The 18,714-nt window shown below is 74.1% G+C and carries 14 protein-coding genes; 11 read left to right on the top strand and 3 right to left on the bottom strand.

All coding sequences use genetic code 11. The features are described from left to right. Window positions 1-54: 54 nt before the first annotated feature. From malQ to AB0N63_RS23280, 3 genes are all read right to left on the bottom strand, one after another. Complete coding sequence (gene malQ, locus AB0N63_RS23290) at window positions 55-2,166, bottom strand: 4-alpha-glucanotransferase (protein WP_365531042.1); 2,112 nt, start codon at window positions 2,164-2,166, stop codon at window positions 55-57. Beyond that, entirely contained in the window at window positions 2,167-2,469 is a 303-nt protein-coding gene (locus AB0N63_RS23285) for a hypothetical protein (RefSeq protein ID WP_365531040.1), read from the bottom strand. Between the two features lie 511 nt (window positions 2,470-2,980). Next, window positions 2,981-3,517 (bottom strand): HNH endonuclease, encoded by a 537-nt coding sequence (locus tag AB0N63_RS23280; RefSeq protein ID WP_009188639.1) that lies wholly within the window; start codon window positions 3,515-3,517, stop codon window positions 2,981-2,983. Window positions 3,518-3,851: 334 nt separating this feature from the next. On the opposite strand from AB0N63_RS23280, the gene AB0N63_RS23275 reads away from it, so the two are divergent. From AB0N63_RS23275 to AB0N63_RS23225, 11 genes are all read left to right on the top strand, one after another. Further along, window positions 3,852-4,946 carry a mechanosensitive ion channel family protein gene (locus AB0N63_RS23275; protein ID WP_365531038.1) on the top strand — a complete coding sequence of 365 codons (1,095 nt, stop codon included), beginning with the start codon at window positions 3,852-3,854 and terminating at the stop codon, window positions 4,944-4,946. 172 nt (window positions 4,947-5,118) lie between these two features. Next, complete coding sequence (locus AB0N63_RS23270; RefSeq protein WP_365531036.1) at window positions 5,119-6,351, top strand: ROK family transcriptional regulator; 1,233 nt, start codon at window positions 5,119-5,121, stop codon at window positions 6,349-6,351. 63 nt (window positions 6,352-6,414) lie between these two features. Further along, window positions 6,415-7,761 (top strand): ABC transporter substrate-binding protein, encoded by a 1,347-nt coding sequence (locus AB0N63_RS23265; RefSeq protein WP_365531034.1) that lies wholly within the window; start codon window positions 6,415-6,417, stop codon window positions 7,759-7,761. A gap of 6 nt (window positions 7,762-7,767) precedes the next feature. After that, a complete protein-coding gene (locus tag AB0N63_RS23260) occupies window positions 7,768-8,709 on the top strand; it encodes a sugar ABC transporter permease (protein ID WP_365531032.1) in 942 nt (313 codons plus the stop codon). A gap of 2 nt (window positions 8,710-8,711) precedes the next feature. Continuing rightward, entirely contained in the window at window positions 8,712-9,605 is an 894-nt protein-coding gene (locus AB0N63_RS23255; RefSeq protein ID WP_365531030.1) for a carbohydrate ABC transporter permease, read from the top strand. Window positions 9,606-9,611: 6 nt separating this feature from the next. Beyond that, window positions 9,612-10,877: a 6-phospho-beta-glucosidase gene (locus AB0N63_RS23250; protein ID WP_365531028.1), complete on the top strand. Its 1,266-nt coding sequence runs from the start codon at window positions 9,612-9,614 to the stop codon at window positions 10,875-10,877. After that, on the top strand, window positions 10,868-11,839 hold the full coding sequence (locus tag AB0N63_RS23245) for a BadF/BadG/BcrA/BcrD ATPase family protein (RefSeq protein WP_365531026.1): 972 nt from the start codon (window positions 10,868-10,870) through the stop codon (window positions 11,837-11,839). Before AB0N63_RS23250 ends, AB0N63_RS23245 begins: the two co-directional genes overlap by 10 nt. A gap of 424 nt (window positions 11,840-12,263) precedes the next feature. Then, window positions 12,264-13,730, top strand: a complete 1,467-nt coding sequence (locus AB0N63_RS23240) for a hypothetical protein (RefSeq protein ID WP_365531024.1) — start codon at window positions 12,264-12,266, stop codon at window positions 13,728-13,730. Window positions 13,731-13,765: 35 nt separating this feature from the next. Further along, the gene (locus AB0N63_RS23235) at window positions 13,766-14,779 is read left to right on the top strand and encodes a glutamate ABC transporter substrate-binding protein (RefSeq protein ID WP_365531022.1); all 1,014 of its coding nucleotides are present in this window, start codon (window positions 13,766-13,768) and stop codon (window positions 14,777-14,779) included. A gap of 57 nt (window positions 14,780-14,836) precedes the next feature. Next, window positions 14,837-16,159: a hypothetical protein gene (locus AB0N63_RS23230; protein WP_365531020.1), complete on the top strand. Its 1,323-nt coding sequence runs from the start codon at window positions 14,837-14,839 to the stop codon at window positions 16,157-16,159. Beyond that, window positions 16,156-18,711, top strand: coding sequence for a tetratricopeptide repeat protein (locus AB0N63_RS23225; RefSeq protein ID WP_365531018.1), 2,556 nt, complete (start codon window positions 16,156-16,158; stop codon window positions 18,709-18,711). The genes AB0N63_RS23230 and AB0N63_RS23225 overlap by 4 nt, the downstream gene beginning before the upstream one ends. Window positions 18,712-18,714: the final 3 nt, after the last annotated feature.

Raw genomic sequence — 18,714 nt, 5'->3', positions numbered from 1 at the left:
GCGTCCGGGGTGCCCCTGACGCCCCGCCGGGAGCCGCCCGGCCCGCGCGGCACCTTACGCCTCCGGCGTCACCCCCGCGCGCAGCACGTCGGTGAGCGCGCGCAGCCGCGGGGAGCCGGCCAGGTCCTCCAGGGTGACCGGGCGGCCCTCGGCGTCGGCGATCGGCAGGCGCCAGTTCGGGTACTGGTCCCAGGTGCCGGGCAGGTTCTGCGGGCGGCGGTCGCCGACGGCGTCCGGCAGCCAGAGGCCGACCATCCGGGCCGGGGTGCGCAGCAGGAACCGGTGGACGGCCCGGATCTCCTCCTCCTCACGACACCGGTCCTCCCCGGAGGGGTCCCCGGGGCCGTGCAGCAGTCCCAGGTCGCCGAGCACCCGCAGCCAGGTCCGCACGTCCTCGGCGGCCTCGGCGCGCTCCTCCTCCAGCGGGCGGGTGAGCAGGCCGAGGCGGTGGCGCAGTTCGACGTGCTCGCCCGTCAGCCGGGCCGCGGTGGACGGCAGGTCGTGGGTGGTGGCGGTGGCCAGGCAGTCGGCGCGCCAGCGGTCGGGCGGCAGCGGGAGGCCGTCGCCCGCCCAGTCGCGTTCGAACCACAGCACCGACGTGCCGAACACGCCGCGCCGGTCCAGCGCCTCGCGCACCCCCGGCTCGACGGTCCCGAGGTCCTCGCCGATCACGACCGACCCGGCCCGCGCGGCCTCCAGGACCAGGGTGGCGAGCATGGCCTCGGCGTCGTAGCGGACATAGGCGCCCTCGGTGGGCGGCCGGCCCTGGGGCACCCACCACAGCCGGAACAGGCCCATGACGTGGTCGATGCGCAGGGCGCCCGCGTACCGGAACAGGGCGCGCAGCAGATGGCGGAAGGGGGCGTAGCCGGAGGCGGCCAGCCGGTCGGGGCGCCACGGCGGCAGGCCCCAGTCCTGGCCGCGCGCGTTGAAGGCGTCCGGCGGGGCGCCGACCGACATGCCGGCGGCGAAGTGGTCCTGCTGGGCCCACGCGTCCGCGCCCTCGGGGTGCACGCCGACGGCGAGGTCGTGCACGAGCCCGACGGACATCCCGGCCGCACGGGCGGCGCGCTGCGCGGCGGTGAGCTGTTCGTCGGTGAGCCAGGCCAGGCGGCAGTGGAAGTCCACGCGGTCGGCGAGTTCGGTGCGGGCGCGGGCGGTCTCCGCGGAGCGCGGGTCCCGCAGCCCTTCGGGCCAGCGGCTGTGGTCCGGGCCGTGCTTCTCGGCCAGCGCGTACCAGGTGGCGTGGTCGGTCAGCGCCCGTCCCTCGCGGGCGAGGAAGGCGGCGTAGGCGGCGCGGCGGCCGGGGCCGAGCGGGACGCGGCACACCGCTTCCAGCGCCTCGCGCTTGAGGTCCCACACCGCGTCCCGGTCGATGAGGGCGCCCTCGTCGAGGACGGCGGCGCGCAGCCGGGCGGCGCGCTCCAGCAGCCCGGCCACCCGCTCGCGGTCCGCGGGGTCCTCGATGTACGGGTACTCGGGCACGTCCTCGACGCGCAGGTGCACCGGGTCGGGGAAGCGCCGGGAGGACGGCCGGTAGGGGGACGGGTCGGTGGGGGCGCCGGGCACGGCCGCGTGCAACGGGTTGACCTGCACGAAGGCGGCTCCGAGCGTCCGCCCGGCCCAGGCGCTCAGCTCGCCGAGGTCGCCGAGGTCGCCCATGCCCCAGGAGCGGCGGGAGAGCAGCGAGTAGAGCTGGACGAGGAGCCCGTAGGCGCGCCGCGGCGGGGTGGGCAGCCGGGGCGGGGCGACGATCAGGTGCGCCCGGCCGGTGCGGCCGTCGGGCGCGGCGGCGGTGAGCCGGTGGACTCCCGGCGGGAGGCCGTCGGCGCCGGCGCGGGTCTCGCCCTGCTCGGTCTCGACGGTGAGCCGGGTGCCGGGCGGCAGTGCGGCGAGCGCCTCGGGGAGGCCGGCGTCGGTCCACCGGACCAGCGTGGGCGGCAGCAGCCGCCGGGCCAGTTCCTCCTCGCGGGCGGCCAGGGCGGCGCGGACGGCGTCGGGGGTGCTCGCGTCGACGTCCAGGGCGGCCAGGACCGCGACGACCGCGGTGGCGGAGGCGGTCACCGTACGGCCCGGCGCGGGGCTGTAGGAGGGGGCGACGCCGTGCAGCTCGGCGAGGCGGGTCAGGTCGTCGCCGAGCGGTTCGGCCGGCCGGGACTCGCTCATCTACACCTCCGCGCCGCTCGGGTCCGACTCGGCGGCGGACCCGTCGGTCAGCGGGGCGGACTCGCTGGTCAGCGGGGCGGTCTCGGCGAGCGGCGGCTCGCTGGTCAGCGGTTCGGCGTCGGGCAGCGGCGGCTCGCTGGTCAGCGGGGCCTCGGCGCCCTGGGTGGCGTAGACGTCCAGGTGGGGGGCGGCGGGCGGACCGGGGCGGTCGGGGTCCGGCTCCGCCGAGGGTTCGGGCAGGGCCGCCGCGGCGAGGTCCGGGTCGGTCAGGGCGGTGAGCAGAAGGTGTGCGGGGGCGGTCACGAAGTCTCCTTGTCGGATACGGCGTCGGGCGGCGTCCAGGGATCACCGCAGCCCTACCCCGTGCGCGCGACGGCAGACGCCCCGATGCCAAGTACGTGCTCCTGGTCACACTCCCCGCCCCCGCGGCCAGGGCAAACCAGACAAGTCCCCACCTGTCCCCGACCGGAGGCAATCGCTCCCCTTCCCGTACCGGAGGCACGACGACCACGTTCCGCAGGCCCGCCCGCTGCCCTACGGGGCGGGTGGATACGACCGCGCAGCGCCTGGTCCGGGACGGGCTCCCGGGCGGCGGCCGACCGGGCCGGGCAGGTCACGCCGCCCGCGCCGTGCACGGCGAACGAGATCTCCGCCGAGGTCGTCGCGGGCCTCACCGGCGGCGACCCGGCCGGCGGCGGACACGGGCCGTTCCAGGGCGCGGAACGGCGGGTTCAGCCCTCACCGTGGCCCGAACTCGTCATTCGTCCCGCCACCCCCGCCACGCGCGCGCCGAGGCGCCCCCCGGCGCCACCCCCTAGGCCGAGATCCCGTCGATCCGTGCCAGCGCGTCGTCCGCGCCGTACGGCTGGAGGTAGGGCAGCCAGCGCGGGTCGCGGTGGCCGGTGCCGATGATGCGCCAGGCGAGGCCGGAGGGCGGGGCGGGCTTGTGGCGCAGCCGCCAGCCGAGTTCGACGAGGTGGCGGTCGGCCTTGACGTGGTTGCAGCGGCGACAGGACGCCACGACGTTGTCCCAGACGTGCTGGCCGCCGCGGGAGCGCGGGATGACGTGGTCGACACTGGTGGCGATGCCGCCGCAGTACGCGCAGCGGCCTCCGTCGCGCGCGAACAGCGCACGCCGGGTGAGAGGGACGGGCCCCCGGTAGGGGACCCGCACGAAACGCTTGAGCCGGACCACGCTGGGGGCGGGGACGGTGACGGTCGCGCTGTGCAGATGGGCGCCGGACTCCTCGAGGCAGACTGCCTTGTTCTCGAGCACGAGGACGAGCGCGCGGCGGAGCGGTACGACGCCGAGGGGCTCGTACGACGCGTTGAGGACCAGGACATGCGGCACGGGGGCCTCCTTGTACGCCGGCGGCGCGTGGCTCGCGCCGGGACGATCTGCAGCCAGTCTCCCCTCAGGCCTGGTGAACGCGCCACCATGTCCCGGTAACGGGCTGGGAGTGTTTTCGACCACACCTCATTGATCCCCCGGAACACGATCCGTTCACACCACCTGCTCAGAGCCGGGTGCGCGCCCCTTGTGCACCGGGTGCCCCCGCGCTCGGGCGGTTCCCCAACGCCGTGCCCCGTTAGTGTGGTGGTTCTGTCCGTCCGGTGACCCTTTCGTGATCCCGCCGACACCTGACCCGCCCACCGGACGACGGACGCACCTGGAGGTACCTGCCGTGTCCCTGCCCGTCGACCTACTGGCCGTCGCGCCCTCACCGTCCCCGTCGGGGTCACCGGCCGTGACGGTGCCCTCGCTCCAGGACGCGCAGGAGAGCGCGAACCAGGCGGCGAGCTGGGTCGAGCAGAACTGGTCCACCTGGCTGGCGATCGGCCTGCGGGTGGTGCTGATCCTGGTGATCGCGGCCGTGCTGCGGGTGGTGGTCCGGCGGGCGATCACCCAGCTCATCGAGCGGATGAACCGCACCGCGCAGGCGGGCAACGCCGGCACGTCGCTGGGCGGCCTGCTGGTCAACGCCGAACGGCGCCGGCAGCGCTCCGCGGCGATCGGGTCGGTGCTACGCTCGGTGGCGAGCTTCCTGATCATGGGCACCGCCGCGCTGATGGTGCTCTCCACCTTCCAGATCAACCTGGCCCCGCTGCTGGCGTCGGCCGGTGTGGCGGGCGTGGCGGTCGGTTTCGGCGCCCGCAACCTGGTGACGGACTTCCTCTCCGGCGTCTTCATGATCCTTGAGGACCAGTACGGCGTCGGCGACACCATCGACGCGGGCGTGGCCTCCGGCGAGGTGATCGAGGTCGGGCTGCGGGTGACCAAGCTGCGCGGCGACAACGGCGAGATCTGGTACGTGCGCAACGGCGAGGTCAAGCGGATCGGCAACCTCTCCCAGGGCTGGGCCACGGCCGGGGTCGACGTGACCGTCAGGGCGGGCGAGGACCTGGACAAGCTGAGGGCGACGCTGACCGAGGTCGCCGAGAAGATGAGCAAGGAAGAGCCCTGGAACGAGTTCCTGTGGAGCCCGATCGAGGTGCTGGGCCTGGACAGCGTGCTGATCGACTCGATGGTGGTCCGGGTGTCGGCGAGGACGATGCCGGGCAGGGCGACGGCGGTCGAGCGCGAGCTGCGCTGGCGGATCAAGCGGGCCTTCGACGCGGCCGACATCCGCATCGTGGGCGGCGCGACGGCCCCGGTGACGGAGGAGGAGGCGCCGGACCCGATGGCGACGGTCGCGGCCCCGTCCGTGTTCTCCAACACCGCCTCCCCGCAGGCGGAGGCCGCCGCCCCGATAGTCCCGCAGCGCCCGGCGCCCAAATAGCCCCGCGCAGGCGCGCACGCCGCCTCCCGCACGCCCCCGTGGTCACGACTCCGTCGCCCCGGGGGCGTTCCGTCTTGACGCCCCCTCCGCGGCGGGCTTAGGTTCCTGCCACTCGAACAGGAAACTTTCCTAACAGTGATCCGGACCAGGAGTCCCGGGGGGTGGGTGCGCGATGGCAGGAACCACCGGTACGCCGCCGGGCGGCGGCGGCACGCCCGGCACTCCCAGGGTCCTGCGCGCCATGAACGACCGCGCCGCCCTGGAGCTGCTGCTGGAGCACGGCCCGCTCTCGCGCACCCGGATCGGCAAGCTCACCGGGCTGTCCAAGCCGACCGCCTCCCAGCTGCTGGCCCGGCTGGAAGCCGCCGGGCTGGTCCTGGCCACCGGCACCAGCGAGGGTCGGCCGGGCCCGAACGCACAGCTGTACGCGGTCAACCCGGCCGCCGCGTACGCCGCCGGCCTCGACGTCACCCCCCGCCGCATCCGCGCCGCCGTCGCCGACGTCACCGGCCGCACGGTCGGCGAGTACGAGCTGCCCACCCCGGGCCGCCGCCCCGCGCTGCCCGTCGTGCGCCAGGTCACCGACGCGCTGGACGGCGCGGTGAAGGCCGCCGGGCTGGCCCGCGACGACGTGCGCCGCCTGGTCATCGGCACCCCCGGCGCCTTCGACCCCAACACCGGCCGGCTGCGCTACGCCTCCCACCTGCCCGGCTGGCACTCCCCAACGATCCTCGGCGAGCTGGCCGCCGCGCTGCCGATGCCGGTGGAGTACGAGAACGACGTCAACCTCGCCGCCGTGGCCGAGCAGCGCCTGGGCGCCGCCCGCGGCCACCGGGACTTCGTCCTGCTGTGGAACCAGGAGGGCCTGGGCGCCGCCCTGGTCCTCGGCGGACGGCTGCACCGCGGCTGGACCGGCGGCGCGGGCGAGGTCGGCTTCCTGCCGGTGCCCGGCGCGCCGCTGGTGCGGCAGGTGACCCGCGCCAACAGCGGCGGCTTCCAGGAGCTGGCCGGCTCCCAGGCGCTCGCGGACCTCGCCCGCGAGCTGGGCGTCGAGGACGTGCCGACGGGACCGTACCCGCGGGCCGCCGCGGAACTCGTCGCGCGCGCCACCGACCACGTCAGCGGCCCCCACCACGCCCTGCTGACGGCGTACGCGACCCGGCTGGCCACCGGTCTGGCCTCCCTGGTCTCCGTCCTCGACCCCGAGCTGGTGGTCCTCAGCGGCGCCTCGCTCACCGCCGGCGGCGAGGTGCTGCGCGCCCTCGTCCAGGCCGAGCTGGAGGAGCTGGCCGCCTCCCGGCCCCGGCTGGTGGTCGGCGAGGTCCGCGACCATCCCGTGCTGCGGGGCGCGCTGGAGAGCGCGCTCGCGGCCGCCCGCGACGAGGTCTTCGACACCTCCCGCTGATCCAGCCGGACCCCCGTCCGAACTCCGCCCGTCCAGCCCGTCCGCCCCAGTGGAGACCCAGCCATGCCCGAAGTGTCCCGGAAGCCGCACAGAGCGGCCCTCGCCGCGGCCTGCGCCACCATGGCGCTGCTCGCCACCGCCTCCTGCACCGGCCAGTCGAACGCCGGCGCGACCGACGACGCCTCCAAGGAGACGACGATCACCTTCTGGCACGCCTGGAGCGCGCCGAACGAGGTCGCGGCCGTCAAGGCGCTGATCGCCGGCTTCGAGAAGGCGCACCCGAACATCCACGTGAACGTCGTCGGCAACATGACGGACGACAAGATCAACCAGGCGTTGCGCGCCGGCGGCGACAAGGCCCCGGACGTGATCTCCTCCTTCACCACCAACAACGTGGGCAAGTTCTGCTCCTCGGGCGCGCTGGTCGACCTCGACCCGTTCTTCCAGAAGTCGGGCGTGGACCCGGGAAGAACGTTCCCGAAGGCGATGAACGAGTACACGCAGTTCGACGGCAAGCGCTGCGCCGCGCCGCTGCTGGGCGACGCGTACGGGCTGTACTACAACAAGACGGCGTTCGAGAAGGCGGGGATCAAGCAGCCGCCGAGGACCTGGTCCGAGCTGGAGGCCGACGCCAGGAAACTGACGGTCCCGGACGGGGACGGCTTCAAGCGGCTCGGTTTCATGCCGGACTACCACGGCTGGGAGACCACGACCGAGCACTACCTCGCGCAGTTCTCCCCGGCCTACTTCGGCGCGGACGGCAAGTCCGACGTCGCCGAGGACCCCGCCTTCGAGCAGGCGTTCACCATGCAGAAGAAGCTGGTGGACGACCTCGGCGGCTTCCGGAAGCTGGAGGGGTTCCGGGCGACGCTCGGCGACGAGTGGGGGGCCAAGCACCCCTTCCACACCGGGCAGGTGGCCATGCAGCTGGACGGCGAATGGCGGCTCGGGATGGCCGAGGAGGCAAGGCCGGACTTCGAGATCGGCGTCGCCCCGCTGCCCGTCCCGGACGACCAGGTCGGCCAGTACGGCAAGGGCTACCTGACCGGCACCATCACCGGCATCGCCGCCACCAGCCGCAAGCAGAACGCGGCCTGGGAGTTCGTCCGGTACATCACCACGGACACCGACGCGGTGGTGGGCTTCGCCAACGACATCCACAACGTGCCCTCCACGCTGGCCGCGCTGAAGTCGCCGAAGCTGAGGTACGACCCGCGCTTCAAGACGTTCCTCGACATCGCGGCGAACCCGCACTCGACCACCACCCCCGCCTCCGTCAACGGCGGCCAGTACCTGGTGACGATCCAGCAGTTCGGCTACGACTACGAGAGCGGCAGGGAGAAGGACCTGAAGGCGGGCCTGAAGAAGACGGCCGCGCAGATCGACGCGGACATCGCGCAGGCGGGATAGCCCACGATGACCACCGTCACCCTGGCGTCCAAACGCCGCCGCGCGGCGCTGAAGACCCTCGCCTTCATGTCGCCCTGGCTGATCGGCTTCGCGGTCTTCTTCGCGTATCCGCTGATCTCCACCGTCTACTTCTCGTTCATGCACTACGACGGCTTCAACCCGCCGGCCTGGAGCGGCGGGAAGAACTGGCGGTACGTGTTCGAGCACTACCCGCTGTTCTGGCCGGCGCTGCGCAACACGCTGTGGCTGGTGCTGGTCACGGTCACCCTGCGGGTGGTCTTCGGGCTGGGCGTGGGTCTGCTGATCACCAGGATCAAGACCGGTACGGGCGTCTTCCGCACCCTGTTCTACCTGCCCTGCCTCGCCCCGCCGGTCGCGGCGACCATGGCCTTCGCCTTCCTGCTCAACCCGGGCACGGGGCCGGTGAACTCGCTGCTGGAGAGGGCCGGCGTCCCGGCGCCCGGCTGGTTCAACGACCCCGCCTGGTCCAAGCCGGCCCTGACCCTGCTCTTCCTGTGGGGCATCGGCGATCTGATGGTCGTCTTCATGGCCGCGCTGCTGGACGTGCCCGCCGAGCAGTACGAGGCCGCCGAACTGGACGGCGCCTCGCGCCGGCAGCGCTTTTGGTACGTCACGCTGCCGAACATCTCGCCGATCGTGATGTTCGCGGTGGTCACCGGGGTGATCCAGGCGATGCAGTGCTACACCCAGCCGCTGGTCGCCGGGAAGGTCGCCTCCGGGGTGATCCAGGGCGCCGGCACGCAGTTCGAGCCCGGCTATCCCGACAAGTCCACCCTCACCCTCCCCCAGCTCGTGTACAACCTCGGCTTCCAGCGCTTCGACTACGGCTCGGCCTGTGTGGTCGCGCTGGTCCTGTTCGTCCTGTCGATGGCGTTCACCGCGTTCCTGATGCGGCGCCGGGGCGGCCTCATCCAGGCAGGTGACTGACGATGACCCAAGTGCTCCGGCCGCCGGCCGCGATCGAGGCTCCCGTGCCGCCCGCCGCCCGCACCGCCCGCCGCAGGGCCGCCCTGGAGTGGATCGCGGTGCACGCGCTCGGTGTCGCCGCCGCCCTGTTCTTCGTGCTGCCGTTCGTGTTCGTGCTGCTGACCTCGCTGATGAGCGACAGCCAGGCGCTCAGCCGCGATCTGGTCCCGCACACCTGGCAGTGGGGCAACTACCGCAAGGTGTTCGACACGCCGGGCTTCCTCACCTGGTGGCGCAACACCCTGCTCTACGCCGGGCTCGGCACGGTGCTCACCGTGCTCTCCTCGGTCCCGGTGGCGTACGCGCTGGCCAAGTTCCGCTTCCGGGGCCGGAATCTGTCGCTGATGCTGGTGATCTCGATGATGATGCTGCCCCCGCAGGTGATCGTCATCCCGATGTACCTGTTCTGGGCCAAGCAGCTCGACCTGTCCGGCACGCTGTGGCCGCTGATCGTCCCGATGGCGTTCGGCGACGCGTTCTCCGTCTTCCTGCTGCGGCAGTTCCTGACGACCATCCCCAACGAGTACCTGGACGCGGCCCGCGTGGACGGCTGCGGCGAACTGCGCACCCTCGTCCGGGTCGTCCTGCCGATGGCGAAGCCGGGCATCGCGGCCATCGCCCTGTTCCAGTTCTTCGCCGCCTGGAACGACTACTTCGGCCCGCAGATCTACGCCTCGGAGAACCCCGGCGCCTGGACCCTGTCCTACGGCCTGGAGTCCTTCAAGGGCGCCCACCACACCGACTGGAACCTCACCATGGCCGCCACCGTGCTGGTCATGGCCCCCGTGATCCTCGTGTTCTTCTTCGCGCAGAAGGCGTTCGTCGAGGGCGTCACGCTCACCGGAGTAAAGGGTTAGACGACAGTGAAACTCACCGTGGTCGGCGGCGGTTCGACCTACACGCCCGAACTCATCGACGGCTTCGCCCGCCTCAGGGACACCCTCCCCGTCGAGGAACTGGTCCTGGTGGACCCGGCGGCCGACCGGCTGGAGCTGGTCGGCGGCCTGGCCCGGCGGATCTTCGCCCGGCAGGGCCACCCCGGCCGGGTCACCACCACCGCCGACCTGGACGCGGGCGTGGCCGGCGCCGACGCCGTGCTGCTCCAGCTGCGCGTCGGCGGCCAGGCGGCCCGGCAGCAGGACGAGACGTGGCCGCTGGAGTGCGGCTGTATCGGCCAGGAGACCACCGGAGCGGGCGGCCTCGCCAAGGCGCTGCGCACCGTGCCCGTCGTCCTGGACATCGCCGAACGGGTGCGCCGCACCAACCCGGACGCCTGGATCATCGACTTCACCAACCCGGTCGGCATCGTCACCCGCGCCCTGCTCCAGGCCGGCCACCGCGCGGTGGGCCTGTGCAACGTGGCGATCGGCTTCCAGCGCAAGTTCGCCGCCCTGCTGGACGTGGCCCCGCACGAGGTCCACCTCGACCACGTGGGCCTCAACCACCTCACCTGGGAGACGGGGGTGCGCCTGGGCGGTCCCGAGAGCGAGGACGTGCTGCCGCGGCTGCTCGCCGAACACGGCGAGCGGATCGCCGGGGACCTGCACCTGCCCCGCCCGCTCCTGGACCGCCTCGGCGTGGTCCCCTCCTACTACCTGCGCTACTACTACGCCCATGACCAGGTCGTCGAGGAGCTGCGCGGGGGACCGTCCCGGGCCGCGCAGGTCGCCGCCATGGAGCGGGAGCTGCTGACGATGTACGGCGACCCGGAGCTGGCGGAGAAGCCGGCGCTGCTCGCCCGGCGCGGCGGCGCCTTCTACTCGGAGGCCGCCGTGGACCTCGCCGCGGCGCTGCTCGGCGGCGGCGGCAGCCCGTACCAGGTCGTCAACACGCTCAACCGGGGCACGCTGCCCTTCCTGCCGGACGACGCGGTGATCGAGGTGCAGGCGGCGGTGGGCGCGAACGGCGCCGTCCCGCTGCCCGTGGCCCCGCTGGACCCGCTGTACGCGGGACTGGTGGCGAACGTGACGGCGTACGAGGAACTCGCCCTGGACGCGGCGCTGCGCGGCGGCCGGGAGCGGGTCTTCAGGGCGCTGCTCGCCCACCCCCTGATCGGCCAGTACGCCTACGCCGAGGCGCTCACCGACCAGCTGATCGCACACAACCGGGAGCACCTCGCGTGGGCCTGACCGCAAGCGTCCTCGCCATCGACGCGGGCAACAGCAAGACCGACGTCGCGGTCGTGGCGGCCGACGGCGCCGTCCTCGCCACGGCCCGTGGCGGCGGCTTCCGGCCCCCGACCGTGGGCGTCGAGACGGCGGTGGACGTCCTGGCGGAGGCGGTGGGCCGGGCGTACGCGGCGGCCGGGATCACCTCCGTCGCGCATGTCTCGGCGTGTCTGGCCAACGCCGACCTCCCGGTGGAGGAGGAGCAGTTGGCGGCCGCCCTGCACGCGCGCGGGTGGGGCGCGGACGTGGCGGTCCGCAACGACACGTTCGCGATCCTGCGGGCCGGGGTGGCCGAGCCGCGCGGGGTGGCGGTGGTGTGCGGGGCCGGCATCAACTGCGTGGGCATGCGCCCCGACGGCCGTACCGCGCGGTTCCCGGCGATCGGCCGGATCTCCGGCGACTGGGGCGGCGGCTGGGCCCTGGCGGAGGAGGCGCTGTGGCACGCCGCGCGCGCCGAGGACGGCCGCGGCGAGCCGACGGCGCTGGCCCGCACCCTGCCCGGCCACTTCGGGCTGGACTCCATGTACGCGCTGATCGAGGCGCTGCACCTGGAGCACGTGAAGCTGCGCCGCCGGCACGAGCTGACGCCCGTGCTGTTCCGCACGGCGGCCGACGGCGACGCCGTCGCCCGCTCGATCGTGGACCGGCTGGCCGAGGAGGTGGTGGCCATGGCGGCGGTGGCGCTGACCCGGCTGGACCTGCTGGCCGACAAGACGCCGGTGCTGCTCGGCGGCAGCGTCCTGGCCGCCCGCCATCCGCAGCTGGACGACGGCGTCCGCCGGCTGCTGGCCGAGCGGGCGCCGAACGCGGCGCCCCGCGTGGTGACCGCGCCGCCGGTGCTCGGCGCGGCCCTGCTGGGCCTGGACCAGGTGGGCGCGGCCCCGGAGGTCCAGGCGCGGGTGCGGGCGTACTACGAGGGGTGACGGCCGCGCGCACGGCGGGCGGGACGGGCCGCGACCGGTCTTTCCGCCAGCGGTGGTTCGCCCGCTCGGACGGCCGGGAGCAGGCCGCCCAGGCCGTCACGGCGCCGTGCGGCGGACCGGCCGTCCCGGCCGCCGGCGACGATTCCCCGGGGTACGGCGAAGTCGTCCGGGGCGCTTGCCCGCCGGTCGTCCGGCACGGCTGACGGCCGTCTGCGGGGTTGCCTTCGGGCCCGCGGTGGAACCGAACCGTTCCCCCCGGCGTATACATGGGCAGGGGATCGTGCGGCACACGAGCCCGCACCCATCGCACCGGTCACCGCGCGGCGGCCGCGCTGCGATCGGATCAAGATCGAGTGAAGCCGGTGCGGATGTCGGTGCCGACAGGGATACTTGCGGCGACGGATGACCATGGGGGAGGTCAGCAGTGACACACTCGCCGAACGGCGACGCGGCGGCGCCGGGCCGCGCCCTGCCCACGATCCCGGCCGTGCCGTCGCAGCCCGGCCCGCCGGCCGGAGCGCCGCACCCGGCCGCCCCCGTCCCCGCCCCCGCCCCGGCGCCCCCGCGCCGCACCGCGTTCGCCGAGGGCGTGGACAGGCTGCGCGCCGCCGCCGTCACCGAACCGGGCCGGCTGCGCGCCATCGGCGCCGTACTGGCCCTCCTCGTCATCGCGTTCGGCGCCGTCACCGCCTGGCAGAGCACGGACCGGGCGAGCGCCGCCGACGACGTCCTGCACAGCAGCCAGCCGCTCAGTTCCGACGCCGCCGACATCTACCGCTCCCTCGCCGACGCCAACACCATGGCGGCCGGCGGCTATCTGGCCGGGCTCCAGGAGACGGCCGCCACCCGCGAGCGCTACGAGGCGGACGTGCGCACGGCCGCCGCCAAACTCGTCACCGCCGCCGCCAACTCCGCCCCCGACTCCCCCTCCGCGGCCACCATCGCCAAGCTCAACGAACTGCTGCCGCGCTACAAGGGCCTGGTGGAGACCGCCCGCGCCAACAACCGCCAGGGCTTCCCCGTCGGCGGCGCCTATCTGCGCACCGCCAACACCACGATGCAGAACCAGATGCTGCCGGCCGCCGAGGACCTGTACCAGAAGGAGAACCAGCGGCTGCGCTCCGACTACGCGGACGCGACGCCCTACCCGTGGGCGGCGATCGCCCTCGGCGTCCTCGCCCTCGCCGCCCTCGCCTGGGCGCAGCGGCGCGAGTACCGGCGCACCAACCGGGTGCTGAACCACGGCCTGACCGCCGCCACCGCCGCCTGCGCCGTCGTCCTGCTGTGGCTGGTGGCCGGCCACAGCGTCGCCCGCGCGGGCCTCAACGGCTCCTACGAGCACGGCGTGCGCTCGCTGAACGTGCTGCACGACGCCCGGATCGCCTCCCTGAAGGCCCGCAGCGACGAGAACCTCACCCTGGTCAGCCGCGGCGCGGAGACCAAGACGCTGCCGGACGGCACCGTCATGGACGCCTACGACTGGGCCTACGACCAGGAGATCGGCGCGCTCGGCAAGACCCTCGACCAGGCCGGCGCCCTCGCCGACGACGCGGCCGGCCGCGACCCGGTGCGGGTGGCGAACGACTCGATGAAGGCCTGGATCGCCCGGCACACCGAGGCCCGCCGGGCCAACGACTCCGGCGACTACCAGAAGGCCCGCGACCGGGTGATCGGCACCGGCGCCGGGGACCAGGCCACCGGCGAGTGCTTCGACACCGTCGACGCCTCGCTGGCCAGGGCGCTCACCCACGAGACCGGCGAGTTCCGGCAGGCCGCCGAGGACGGGCGAAGCGCCATGACCGGGCTGCCCGCAGGGGCCGCCGCCCTCGCGGTGCTCGGCGCGGCCGGCGCCCTGTTCGGCATCGGCCGCAGGCTGTCGGAGTACCGGTGAGAGGGGGCGGTACAAGGGTGGAAGGAGGCGTGAGCGTGCGAGTACGACGACTGCGGGCCGGCCTGCGGGGCTGGGGCGGCGTCGGGGCGATGGCGGCCGTCTGCGTGCTGGCGCTGGCGTTCGTCCTGCTGCTCCCGCGCACCCAGTCGCACGGCGCCGCCCCCGCCGTGGGCGGCCCCGGCGCGGCGAAGGGCGTGCAGGCCAGGGCCGGCGACTGCACGGACGCCGACGCGCAGAACCGCAGCCTGGCCCCGTCCGCCGCCGACGGCCCCACCGTGGCTGCCATCAGGCAGCGCGGCTACCTCTCGGTGGGCGTCGACCAGAACAGCTACCGCTGGGGCTACCGCAACCCGAACAACGCCTCCGGCGCGCTGGAGGGCTTCGACATCGACCTCGCGCACCGCATCGCCGAGGACATCCTCGGCGACGGCGACAAGGTGCAGTTCCGGGCCATCCCCACCAACGAGCGGGTGAACGCGATCCGCAGCGGCCGGGTGGACATGGTGGTGCGCACCATGACCATCACCTGCGACCGGCTGGACCAGGTGGCGTTCTCCGCGCCCTACTTCCTCACCGGCCAGCAGGTCCTCGCCCCGCGCACCTCGGCGATCACCGGCTACGACAAGTCGCTGGCGGGCAAGCGGGTCTGCTCGGCGACCGGCTCCACCGCCTACGACCACCTGTCCGCCGGCAAGAAGGACGGCACGCTGCCCGCCTCGACCGACATCACCACCACCGTCCCCAACCAGCTGGACTGCCTGGTGCGGCTGCAACTGGGCGAGGTGGACGCGGTGGTCACCGACGGCGCGCTCGCCGCCAGCCAGGCCGCGCAGGACCCGACGGTGCAGCTCAAGGGCGGCACCTTCACCAAGGAGTACTACGGCGTCGCGATGAGGCTGGGCGCCGACGACCTGGTCCGCCAGGTCAACCGAATACTCGACCAGTACCGCAAGGACGGGGGCTGGAAGGCGTCGTACGACAAGTGGCTGTCCCCGACGCTGGGCGGGAGATCGGAGTCGGCGACCCCGCCGGCCCCCGCCTACCGGTGACCCGGCCCGCGGCCGGCGCCGGACCGACGGAACACGAACAGCAGCGAGAGGTGATCGATGGGCGGCACGGACCCCGCCGGGCCGGTGCTCGACCGGGACGAGGTGGACCGTGCGCTGGCGCGGCTCGGCGCGGAGCACGAGGCGATCGAGACCTCGCTCCTGGCCCTCCAGGACCATGCGGGCCGCAGACTGCTGGAGGGCGCCGAGCTGACCGGCGTCACCCGGGAGCGCTGGGCGGCCACGGAGGCGTCGATAACGCTGCTGTGGACCTACTTCGACGCCTACACGGCCGCGCTGCGCACCGCCCGTGAGATCCGCGCCCGCCGCCGCTGGTCCAGCCGCGAGGACCTCGTCGAGCTGACCGAGCTGCTGCGCGGCGAGTCGGTGACGGTCGCCGACGCCGCCGCGGGTGAGCCGCACGCGGAGGGCGCCGCACGGCTCACCCACACCTTCACGCTGGCAGCCCTGGTGGACCGGATGAACGAGCTGTACGCGGCCGGCCTGGACATGGTGGTCGCCGCCGACGCGGTGTGGTCGGCGCTGCCCGCCCGGATCGATTTACTCGCCGCGGAGCTCCAGCGCACCCGGCGGCTCGCGCACTCGGTGGGCGTCCGCCCCGGCGAGCACCCGGCCGGCGACGACCTGGAGCGCATCACACGCACCCTGACCCGGCTGCGCGAGGAGGTGGTCTCCGACCCGCTCGCCTACTGGATCCCGGCGCAGGGCAGTTCGGCGCCCGGCGGCGGCCGCCCCGACACCACGGTCTACGACCGGGAGGCACGCGCGCTGGAGGAGGTGCGCCGGGAGATCGACGCGGTGCTCGGGGTGCGCCAGGACGCCGAGCAGCGGCTGATCAAGCTGCGCGACCTGCTCTCCCGTGCCGACCGTACGCTGGCCGAGGCGCGCACCGCGCGCGGCGAGGTGCTGGCGAAGATCGCCGCCACCGAGGTGCCGGTGGTCAGCGGCCCGCCGACCGCGCTCCAGGAGCAGTTGGCGACGGCCGCCGAGTACCGCAGGCAGGCCCAGTGGCACCGTCTGTCGCCGCTGCTGGAGTCGCTGGAGCAGAAGGCGGAGGACGAACTGCTGCGCGCCCGCGAGTCGCTGACGGCGGTCACCGCGCCGCTGGCGGTCCGCGCCGAACTGCGCGGTCGGCTGGACGCGTACAAGGCGAAGGCGGCCCGGCACGGCCTGGTGGAGGACCCGCTGCTGGTCGAGCGGTACGACGCGGCGCGGCGCATGCTGTGGAGCGCGCCGTGCGACCTGCGGGTGGCCGAGCAGGCGGTGCTGCGCTACCAGCAGGCGGTGGCCGAACTGCTCGGCGCCGCACGGGTGCCGCGTCAGGGCGGCCCCCAGGACGGTGACGGCGGGGGTGAGTCATGAGTCAGGCGGGGCAGACGTGCCAGCGGCCGGACTGCGAGGGCGCGTACGAGGACGTCGGCGGCGGCGAACTGTACTGCGACATCTGCGGCCTGGCGCCGGTCGTGTCGGCGAGCGGCATGGTGACCTCGCCGCCCACCGGGATCACCGGCGGCGATGAGGCGGCCGGTTCGACGGGCAGTTCCAGTGCGCGCACGGGCAGTTCGCGCACCTCGTCGCAGTCGTCGCGGTCGCGCCGCTCGGTGTCGGGGCGGCTCTCGCGCTCGCTGTCGGGCCGCTCCACGGGGCGTTCGGTGTCGGTGCGCAGCTCCGGCTCCACGGCGGGCTCCTCCGCGCGCGGCCGGCTCGGCGTGGGCCTGGTGCGGGTGCCGCAGGTGCCGCGCCCCGACCCGCACTCGATGGTGCTGGACAACCCCGAGGTGCCCGAGCGCAAGCGGTTCTGCTCCCGCTCGGACTGCGGAGCGCCGGTCGGCCGGGCGCGCGGGGAGCGACCGGGCCGCACGGAGGGGTTCTGCACCAAGTGCGGCCACCCGTACTCGTTCGTGCCCAAGCTGCGCGCCGGGGACATCGTGCACGGGCAGTACGAGGTGGTGGGCTGTCTCGCGCACGGCGGACTCGGCTGGATCTACCTGGCCGTGGACCGGGCCGTGTCCGACCGGTGGGTGGTGCTCAAGGGCCTGCTGGACACCGGCGACCAGGACGCGATGGCCGCGGCGATCTCCGAGCGGCGCTTCCTCGCGGAGATCGAGCACGCGAACATCGTGCGTATCTACAACTTCGTGGAGCACCTGGACCAGCGCACCGGCTCCCTCGACGGCTACATCGTCATGGAGTACGTCGGCGGCAAGTCGCTCAAGGAGATCGCCAACTCCCGTCGTACACCCGACGGGCGGCGCGATCCGCTGCCGGTGGAGCAGGCCTGCGCGTACGGCATCGAGGCCCTGGAGGCGCTCGGCCATCTGCACAGCCGCAACCTGCTGTACTGCGACTTCAAGGTCGACAACGCGATCCAGACCGAGGATCAGCTCAAGCTGATCGACATGGGCGCGGTGCGCCGCATGGACGACGACGAGTCGGCGATCTACGGCACCGTCGGCTACCAGGCGCCGGAGGTCGCCGAGGTCGGCCCGTCGGTGGCCAGCGACCTGTACACGGTGGGCCGGACGCTCGCCGTCCTCACGTTCGACTTCCAGGGCTACACGAACGTCTACGTCGACTGCCTGCCGGACCCGGACACCATCGAGGTGTTCCGCCGCTACGAGTCGTTCTACCGGCTGCTGGTGCGGGCCACCGACCCGGACCCGGCCCGCAGGTTCGCCTCCGCGCAGGAGATGGCGGAGCAGCTGACGGGCGTGCTGCGGGAGGTCGTGTCCCTCCAGACCGGCCAGGCCCGGCCCGCCCTGTCCACCCTGTTCGGCCCGGAACTCCGGCTGACCGACACCGAGTTGTTCCCGCCCCTGGAGGGCGACGTGTCCCGGCTGGGGGCGCGCCCGGCACGGGGCGGGAAGACGGCACGGTCCGGTGCGGCTCCGGCGGCGCCCGGCGTGACGGCGGCACCCGGCGGCCCCGGGGCGCCCGGTGGCGCAGGAACTCCCGGCGGGCCGGGGGCGGCCGTGCCCGTCAGGCGCGTCGACGTGGCCGCCGCCGCGCTCGCCCTGCCCGTACCGCACGTCGACCCCACCGACCCCAACGCCGGTTTCCTCGCGGGCCTTCTGGCGTCCGCGCCGGGCGAGCTGATCAACGCGCTGGCCGCCGCGCCCGCGCAGTCCACCGAGACCCGGCTGCGCCAGATCCGCGCCCGGCTGGAGACCGGCGAGCCCGGCACGGCGCTGGAGGTGCTGCGCGCGCTGGAGGAGCGGCATCCCGACGACTGGCGGGTGGTCTGGTACCGGGGCGTGGTCTCCCTGGTCACCGACGACCACGAGGGGGCGGCCCTGTCCTTCGACGCGCTCTACGACGCCTTCCCGGGCGAGATCGCGCCCAAGCTGGCACTCGGCCTGTGCGCGGAGGTCCTCGGGCAGCTCGACAACGCCGCCGAGTACTACCGCCTGGTGTGGAAGACCGACCCGAGCTACGTCAGCGCCGCCTTCGGGCTGGCCCGGGTACGGCTGGCCGGCGGTGACCGGCGCGGCGCGGTACGCACCCTGGAGTCGGTGCCGGAGGCGTCCATCCACTACACGGCGGCGCGCGTCGCGGCCGTACGGGCGCGGCTCAGGCACCGTACGGCGCCCGCCTCCGACACGCCGTTCGCGGAGGATCTGACGGCCGCCGCCGGGCAGGTGGAGGCGCTGCGTGCGTACGGTCTGGACCCGGCGCGGCGCGAGCTGTTGTCGGCGGAGGTCCTCGGCTGCGCGCTGGACTGGATACTCTCCGGGGGAGGAGCCGCCGAGGCGGCCACCCGGCGGGTGCTGCTCGGCAGCGAGCTGGACGAGCGGGGACTCCGCTTCGGACTGGAGCGCTCGTACCGCACGCTGGCCCGGCTGGCGCCCGGCGGCAAGGAGAGGATCGACCTGGTGGAACGTGCCAACCGTTACCGCCCCCGGACGTGGGTGTAGTTG

This window comes from Streptomyces sp. NPDC093260 (genome assembly GCF_040683715.1).
Lineage (GTDB): Bacteria > Actinomycetota > Actinomycetes > Streptomycetales > Streptomycetaceae > Streptomyces > Streptomyces sennicomposti.
The sequence above is the reverse complement of the archived record's forward strand: the minus strand, read 5'-3'. Positions and strand labels throughout refer to the sequence as shown.